Origin of the sequence: Legionella sp. (assembly GCF_965140895.1) — a bacterium.
Taxonomy (GTDB): domain Bacteria; phylum Pseudomonadota; class Gammaproteobacteria; order Legionellales; family Legionellaceae; genus Legionella.
The window spans coordinates 20,130-28,740 of the sequence record NZ_CBCSKT010000011.1 but is presented as its reverse complement, the minus strand read 5'-3'; the positions used below and the strand labels follow the sequence as shown (position 1 = coordinate 28,740).

Sequence of the window (8,611 nt, the reverse complement as noted above, 5' to 3'; positions counted from 1 at the left end):
GAAAGTATTTTAGGTTTCATCAAGCCTATGGTGGTGTTGGGTGTGGTTTCCATATTACTGTTACGCGAGCCTGATTTTGGCGCAACCGTAGTGATTTCCGGTACGGTCATGGCTATGTTATTTCTTGCTGGCGTTAAATTACGGTATTATATAGGGCTATTACTCATCGTTATGGCCGCGCTGGCTTTCTTGGCGGTTTCTTCTCCTTACCGACTTGCTCGTTTAACCGCATTTTTAGATCCCTGGGCTGATCAGTATAATAGTGGCTATCAGTTGACGCAGTCCTTAATTGCCTTTGGGCGTGGTGGTTGGTTTGGTGCAGGACTAGGGGAGAGTATTCAGAAGTTATTGTATCTACCTGAAGCGCACACCGATTTTTTATTCGCAGTATTAGCTGAAGAGTTAGGTTTAATGGGCATTTTGATGGTCATTGCCTTGTATAGTATTTTGGTTTTTCGTGGTCTGACGATTGCGTACAATGCGTTTTTGCAGGAACGTTTTTTTGCATCATATACAGCCTATGGTTTGACCTTTTGGTTAGGGCTACAAGCAACTATTAACATGGGGGTAAACTCAGGTTTACTGCCTACAAAAGGGTTAACTTTACCACTAATGAGTTATGGTGGTGCAAGTATGGTAATTAATTGTGTGGTCGTAGCATTATTATTGCGCATTGATCATGAAAATCGTTGGCAGGCTTTAGGATTAAAACCGCTGTCAGCATAAGGGGGAATTGTGAGTTATTCAGGACCATTTATATCTCCAAGGATGGGGCGTGTTGAACAAATTCATTTTGTTGGAATTGGTGGCGTTGGTATGTGTGGTATTGCAGAGGTATTGCATAATCAGGGATATCGCATCACTGGCTCTGATGCAGGTGAGAGCAGCACGGTACAACGATTAAAATCTTTAGGTATTCCGGTTTACCTGGGCCATGAGGCAGAGCACATTCAAGGTGCGGATGTTGTCGTACGTTCCTCTGCTGTCGGTATGGATAATCCTGAAGTTGCGGCAGCTCGCGAGCAGATGATTCCGGTCATCCCACGTGCTGCAATGCTTGCTGAATTAATGCGTTTTCGTCATGGTATCGCGGTTGCCGGAACGCACGGAAAGACAACCACAACGAGTTTGGTCAGTAGCTTATTGGCAGAAGGGGGCCTAGATCCCAGCTTCGTTATTGGTGGTAAATTAAATAGCGCAGGTGTGAATGCCAAGCTTGGTCAGTCACCTTATTTTGTCGTCGAAGCTGATGAAAGCGATGCTTCATTCTTATTCCTCAAGCCTATGATGGCAATTGTCACTAATATTGATGCTGATCATATGAGCACTTATGATGATAATTTTGATAAGTTGAGAACTACCTTCCTTGAATTTTTACATCATTTACCATTCTATGGGCTTGCTGTTGTCTGTGTGGATGATCCCGAGGTACGCGGTATCGTGCCCCAAATTGAGCGACCTACCTTAACTTATGGGTTTAGTGACGATGCTCATTATCGAGCCGTTGATTGGACGCAGAATGAATTGATTAGCGAATTTACCGTAATTCGTCCGGCACCCCATGCAGTGCTCAATATTCGCTTCCAATATCCAGGACGACATAATGTATTAAACGCTCTGGCCTCGATTGCGATTGCTACCGAGTTAGGTGTTGACGATGCTGCCATTATGAATGCTCTTGCCAAGTTTCAAGGGGTTGGTCGTCGTTTTCAAATGTTGGGTGAAAAACATTTTGAGCGTGGTTCAGCGCTGATTGTGGATGATTATGGTCATCATCCACAAGAAATTTTATCAACAATCGACGCGTTTCGCCGTGTGTGGCCGAATAAGCGTTTAGTGCATGTGTTCCAGCCTCATCGTTATTCAAGAACGCAGTCTTTGCATGATCAATTTGTCGATGTACTAAAGCTATCGGACAAATTATTTTTATTTGATATTTATTCTGCTGGTGAAGCAGCTATTCCTGGAATTAGCAGTGAAAGCTTAGCGCAAGAGATCGAAAGTAATGACAAAAATGTTACTTTAGTGAATGAACGCTCGCTTAAGGCCGTGTTGGATGAATTTATCCAGGATGGTGATGTTATTCTAATGCAAGGTGCTGGGAATATTGGTCAAATTGCGGTGAACCTGATGAAAGAAGAACTGTGAGAATCGATGATGAGCACCACTGAAAAAGATTGTGAGCTAACTGCGGAATGTCAAGGCACTTTGCTTTATAATGAATCTTTGGCAGAATACACCACCTGGCGTGTTGGCGGGCCTGCCGCCAAGATGTATAAGCCGGCAAATGCGGCTGATTTGGCTTTATTTTTGCGTAATTTGCCGCAAAGAGAGCCCTTGTTATGGCTAGGGCTTGGTTCTAACTCCCTAATCAAAGACACTGGTTTTTCAGGAACCGTAGTCTTAACTCAGGGATGTCTCAAGGAAATCAATTTGCTAGGAGAGCAAACCGTAAAGGTAGAGGCTGGCGTTTCTTGTGCTAGCATGGCTCGCTTTTGCGCGCGAAATAACCTTTCTGGCGGTGAATTTTGGGCAGGAATTCCAGGTACTATGGGGGGAGCTATGCGGATGAATGCAGGCTGCCATGGCGGCGAAACCTGGCAATATCTTGTCGAGCTGGAAACTATGGATCGTTCAGGACAAATCAGGGTAAGAAAACCTGATGAATATGAGGTAGCTTATCGGCATGTAGCCGGACCAGTTGATGAATGGTTTGTTTCGGCTACGTTTACGTTGCCTTCAGGTGAGAAAGAAACGTCACTACAGGTCATCAAAGATTTATTAGCACATCGGGCAAATACTCAGCCTACTAATGAATATAATTGTGGGTCGGTATTTCGTAACCCTCCTGGAGATTTTTCGGCGCGACTTATTGAGTCTTGTGGCTTAAAAGGATTTAGTTTGGGGGGGGCTATGGTTTCTCAGAAACATGCCAACTTTATTATCAATCATCAAGGTTCAGCTTCTGCGGCTGATATTGAAGCATTGATTTATTTGGTGCAAACTAAAGTTCGTGAGCAAACAACTATTGAGTTGATGCGCGAAGTTCATATTATTGGAGACGCTTAATGTCCAAGCCAATCAATCTGGCATTGCTTTATGGTGGAAAATCCGGAGAGCATGAAGTTTCATTAGTTTCGGCTGCATCTGTTTTAACTCATTTGGATGCAGAAAAATACCATATTATCCCGATTGCCATGGATAAAGAGGGACTTTTTCATGTGCATCAATATGAAGATTTGTTAGCCTATAAAGACAAGCTTCCAGTGGTTACCGAGCACTCTAAGCCTTTAGTAAGCTTACTGATAGATGGACGTTTTGCTGTTGATGTCGAAGTTGTGTTTCCTGTAGTTCATGGCCCACTGTATGAAGATGGTTGTTTACAAGGAATTTTGGAACTGGCTGGTATCGCGTATGTTGGATGTGACGTCTTACCTTCAGCGATTGGTATGGACAAAGACATGACGCGCCGTGTGGCATGCATTGAGGGTTTGCAATCAGCACGTTACACGCTTTTATCCTGGCATGCGCAAGCGGCAGAACGACAACGTTTCTGCCAAGAGGTCGTCACTGAATTTGGTTGGCCATTATTTGTAAAGCCATGTTCCATGGGTTCAAGTGTGGGCATCCATAAAGCTAAAACTATGAGCGAATTGTTGGCTGCAGTCGATGATGCGCTACGCTACGATGAAGAAATTTTAGTAGAGTCATTCATCGAAGGCCGTGAGATAGAACTATCGGTACTCGAAAGCCTAGACCCCTCTGCTGCTCCACGAGTGAGTATGGCGGGTGAAGTTTGCGTTCATCATCCTGATGGTTTTTATTCTTACTCGGCAAAATACCTCGAGAGTAATCAAACGGATTTAATTATTCCAGCCCTTTTAAGTCCGGCTTTAGCTGAGCGATTAAAGCAAGCTTCTGCGGATGTATTTACTCGTTTAAAATGCAAAGGTATGGCGCGAGTAGATTTCTTTGTGAATGAGAAAACAGAAACTATTTATTTTAATGAAATTAATACCTTGCCTGGTTTTACCTCCATAAGCATGTATCCAAAGTTATGGCAGGCGAGTGGTTTAGCTTATCCTGATTTGCTTGATGAACTGATTCTTATTGCACAAGTTCATCAAAATTGTCGTAAACATTTAGTAACTAATTATCTGTGAGCGCAATGAGTACGAACAGGAGCAATGAATCTGGGAGTTTACGCTATGTTTTCCTGCTTTGGGGGTTAATCCTCTGCGCAGTAATATTGGCTGGGCGCCTGGGTTATTGGTACCTATCTGATGCAGAGTATTTTCCCATAACCACGATTAAAGTGGCTGCAAGTTACGAACATGTGACTCATAAAGAATTAGAGGATGTTTTAGCAAAATATGTAGGAGATAGTTTTTTTGCATTGCCAGCACGTGCACTGCAAAGTGAACTGAATGAAATGATTTGGGTGGATACGGCAATAGTAGAGCGCGTTTGGCCAGATACGTTAAAAATCAGGCTAATCGAAAAGAAACCAGTAGCAATTTGGGGTAATTCACTAATGACCAGCGATGGTCGGCTATTTAATGAAGGCTCTGATATTGGTGATTTAAGTCTACCGAAGTTAAAAGGACCATCATCTCAGCAACTAGAAGTCTTACAAGTTTACGAAAAATTGAGTAAGATATTATCAATGTACGGATTGAATGCTACTGGACTGCATTTAAGAGATAACCAATCCTGGGTATTATTAATAGGAAGTAACATGAAAATATACTTAGGAAAGAACGAGTTAGAAACACGATTGCTGCGATTTTGTAAGGCCTATCCAGCTGTATTTGCTCAAAAGATCGAGCAGCTGGCAAGTGTAGACTTACGCTATCCGCGTGGTATGGCAGTGCAGTGGAAACAACAAACGGAACGATAATGGCTAAGAAAATAGAAAAAAATATTATCACTGGCTTGGATATAGGCACCTCAAAAATTAATGCACTGATAGGTGAAGTGTCCTCCGATGGAACAATCGAAGTAATTGGGATTGGTCGTCATCCATCCCGTGGTTTAAAACGCGGTGTAGTTGTTGACATAGAGGCTACAGTTAATTCGATTCAGCGCGCAGTACAAGAAGCTGAGTTGATGGCTAATTGTGAAGTCAGAACAGTTTATGCGGGGATCGCAGGTAGTCACATACGCAGCTTAAATTCACATGGTATCGTTGCCATTCGTGAAAAGGAAGTGTCGCAAGCCGATGTGGCGCGAGTGATTGATGCGGCAAAGGCGGTTGCTATTCCTGCGGATCAAAAAATTCTACACATTCTGCCTCAAGAATTCATTATTGATTATCAAGGCAGCATTCGTGAGCCTGTTGGCATGGCGGGTGTGCGTCTTGAGTCACGTGTACACTTAGTGACAGGTTCGGTGAGTGCGGCACAAAACATTGTGAAATGCGTTCGTCGCTGTGGTTTGGACGTGAGTGATATTATCCTCGAACAATTGGCTTCAAGTCATGCAGTGCTTACTGATGATGAGAAAGACTTAGGTGTTTGCTTGATTGATATTGGCGCAGGGACCACAGACATTGCTATATTTTCTGAAGGCGCGATTCAGCATACGGCAGTAATTCCGATTGCTGGTGATCAAGTAACCAATGATATTGCAATGGCTTTACGTACTCCAACTAAAGCAGCAGAAGCAATTAAATTAACTCATGCCTGTGCATTGCCTGAATTAGCAAATCCAACTCAAATGTTGGAGGTTGCCAGTGTTAATGAGCGACCAGGAAGAAAAATTTCAGCAAAGGCCTTAGCTGATGTTGTTTCAGCACGCTACGAAGAATTATTTACTTTAGTGCGCAATGAATTGCGTCGCAGCGGTTTTGAAGATCGCATGGCTGCGGGTATTGTAATTACCGGGGGGGCGGCGAATGTTCATGGCGCGATTGAGCTGGCAGAACTTTGTTTTGAAACACCAGTGCGCAAAGGTTATGCACAACACGTATCAGGATTGGCTGAGGTTACCGAAAATCCTGCGTTTGCTACGGGTGTAGGTTTGCTGTTGCACGGATATCAGCAACAATACGATGCACGCTACAATGTTCCGGCAATGAGTGAAAACTCTAAGGGCTTGTGGTTGCGTATGAAAGAATGGTTTCAAGGAAATTTTTAAGATACATGTAACTGGAAACGCTTTACCAATTGAGAGAGCGGAAGAGGAAATTTTTACTGGTTACGATTACAGAATAAACGTATGGGGAGCACGGTTATGTTTGAATTAATGGAAGGCCAACTGCAAGGTAATAATGCAGTCATTAAGGTAGTTGGCGTTGGTGGCGGTGGTGGTAATGCTGTAGAGCATATGGTTGCTGAAAATATTGATGGTGTTGAGTTTATCTGTGCGAATACAGATGCTCAAGCGTTAAGAGCATCTAATGCAAAAGTTCACATTCAGTTAGGTGATGAATTAACTAAAGGTTTAGGTGCTGGTGCGAACCCACAAATTGGCCGTGAAGCTGCTGAAGAAGATCGCGAATTAATTCGTGAAATGCTTACAGGCGCTGATATGGTATTTATTACTGCTGGAATGGGCGGTGGTACTGGAACTGGTGCAGCTCCTGTATTTGCAGAAATTGCCAAAGAATTAGGAATTTTAACGGTTGCGATTGTAACCAAGCCTTTTTCATTCGAAGGCAAGCAACGAGCCATGGCTGCAGAAGAAGGAATTCGTCGTCTTGCAGAACATGTTGATTCATTAATTACCATTCCTAACAATAAGTTGCTCAGTGTTTTAGGTAAAAATATTAGTTTATTAAATGCATTTAAAGCAGCTAATAATGTCTTACTTGGTGCAGTAAAAGGGATTTCTGATCTGATTACTCGCCCAGGTTTAATCAACGTCGACTTCGCGGACGTGCGTACAGTAATGTCTGAAATGGGTATGGCGATGATGGGAACTGGTAGCGCAGTGGGTGAGCAACGTGCTCGTCAAGCCGCTGAAGCTGCAATTGCTTCTCCATTACTAGAAGACGTGAATTTCTCTGGTGCTCGTGGAATCCTGGTGAATATTACTGCTGGCCTTGATATGTCAATCGGTGAGTTTGAAGAAGTTGGCGATGTTGTTAAAGAATTTATTTCTGATGATGCGACAGTGGTCGTTGGTACCGTAATTGACGCAGATATGACTGATGAAATGCGTGTTACTGTAATTGTTACTGGTTTGGGTGATGCAAGACAACGTCATCAACAAGCTCAACCACAACAGGCATATCGCGCGCGATTAGTTGAATCAATGAGAAGTGATGGTTCATTTGACTATCAAGAGTTAGACCGTCCAGCAGTGGTGCGTAAGCAAGCTAGTTCAACTGCAGTGTCTTCCACAATGAGAGCAAATGGTGATCATGTCCCTGATGTTGATTATCTAGATATACCAGCTTTCTTGCGTCGCCAAGAAGAAGCGTAGTCAGCATTACTGTTGTAGAGAAGACTTACCCGGGGTTTGTAATTCAAATTGCCCGGGTTTTGCTTTATTTGATTTATAAAAAAATAGACGAACTTATAATTTATTGGTAAAATCTCGAAGTTTTTTGCGCGTAAAATAATAATATTATGAGGAATAGGAACAAGGTGAGCACTGAATGATAAAACAAAGAACTCCTAAAAAAGTAATCCAGGCTACTGGCGTGGGATTGCATTCGGGTGATAAAGTGCTTTTAACCCTGAGACCTGCTCCTGTTAATACTGGCATTGTTTTTCGCCGCGTTGATCTTTCACCTGTGGTTGAAATCCCTGCATCCTATGAGCATGTAGGTGATACGATGTTATGTACTACACTGCATCATGGCCAGGTTAAGATTGCCACTGTAGAGCATTTGCTTTCTGCGTTGGCTGGTTTAGGTATTGATAATGCATACATTGATGTTAATGCGCCTGAACTTCCTATTATGGATGGCAGTGCAGCGCCTTTTGTATTTTTGATCCAGTCTGCCGGTATTCGCGAGCAAAATGCACCAAAGAAATACATTCGCATTACTAAGCCTATTCGTGTCGAAGATAATGGAAAGTATGTGCAATTTTATCCATACAATGGATATAAAATTTCTTTTACTATTGATTTTGATCATCCAGCATTCAATGACAAGCCACAAAAAGTAAGTTTTGACTTCTCTACAACTTCTTATGTTAGAGAAGTATGCCGTGCACGTACTTTTGGCTTTCTTTCCGATTATGAGAAGCTACGTGAGTGCGATTTAGCAAAAGGTGGAAGCCTGGATAATGCCATCGTAGTTGATGATTATCGCGTCCTTAATGAAGATGGATTGCGTTTTGAATCTGAATTTGTAACTCATAAGGTTTTAGACGCGATTGGTGATCTTTATTTATTAGGCTCAAATTTAATTGGTGCCTTTGAAGGTCATAAATCAGGGCATGAACTGAATAACAGATTATTACGTGAGTTAATGGTCAGACAAGATGCGTGGGAGTATACTACTTTTGACGCAGAAGATTACCTGCCTGTAATGCATAATGACTTTTGTCCTGTCGAAGCCTAAGCCCTTCTTATTAAATTAGTGTAGCCTGGTTGCTTGCAACTAGGCCTTCCGTTTAAGTTGTATCTTCATCTAATCTTGTTTGCAATCCGCTTT

General features: G+C 42.6%; 8 protein-coding genes. All 8 read left to right on the top strand.

Annotated features, from left to right (window positions below):
• Positions 1-726: peptidoglycan glycosyltransferase FtsW (locus ACQY7T_RS01765; RefSeq protein WP_428411002.1), on the top strand; the 726-nt coding region annotated here is incomplete at its 5' end.
• Between the two features lie 42 nt (positions 727-768).
• Positions 769-2,148 carry a UDP-N-acetylmuramate--L-alanine ligase gene (gene murC, locus ACQY7T_RS01760; protein ID WP_428411005.1) on the top strand — a complete coding sequence of 460 codons (1,380 nt, stop codon included), beginning with the start codon at positions 769-771 and terminating at the stop codon, positions 2,146-2,148.
• Positions 2,149-2,157: 9 nt separating this feature from the next.
• The gene (murB, locus tag ACQY7T_RS01755) at positions 2,158-3,069 is read left to right on the top strand and encodes a UDP-N-acetylmuramate dehydrogenase (protein ID WP_428411004.1); all 912 of its coding nucleotides are present in this window, start codon (positions 2,158-2,160) and stop codon (positions 3,067-3,069) included.
• A complete protein-coding gene (locus ACQY7T_RS01750) occupies positions 3,069-4,163 on the top strand; it encodes a D-alanine--D-alanine ligase family protein (protein ID WP_428411001.1) in 1,095 nt (364 codons plus the stop codon). The genes murB and ACQY7T_RS01750 overlap by 1 nt, the downstream gene beginning before the upstream one ends.
• 5 nt (positions 4,164-4,168) lie before the next feature.
• Positions 4,169-4,900, top strand: coding sequence for a cell division protein FtsQ/DivIB (locus ACQY7T_RS01745; RefSeq protein ID WP_428411000.1), 732 nt, complete (start codon positions 4,169-4,171; stop codon positions 4,898-4,900).
• A complete protein-coding gene (gene ftsA, locus ACQY7T_RS01740) occupies positions 4,900-6,138 on the top strand; it encodes a cell division protein FtsA (protein ID WP_428410999.1) in 1,239 nt (412 codons plus the stop codon). The genes ACQY7T_RS01745 and ftsA overlap by 1 nt, the downstream gene beginning before the upstream one ends.
• Positions 6,139-6,234: 96 nt before the next feature.
• A complete protein-coding gene (gene ftsZ / locus ACQY7T_RS01735) occupies positions 6,235-7,428 on the top strand; it encodes a cell division protein FtsZ (RefSeq protein ID WP_428410998.1) in 1,194 nt (397 codons plus the stop codon).
• Positions 7,429-7,603: 175 nt separating this feature from the next.
• Complete coding sequence (gene lpxC / locus ACQY7T_RS01730) at positions 7,604-8,518, top strand: UDP-3-O-acyl-N-acetylglucosamine deacetylase (protein WP_428410997.1); 915 nt, start codon at positions 7,604-7,606, stop codon at positions 8,516-8,518.
• Positions 8,519-8,611 lie beyond the last annotated feature (93 nt).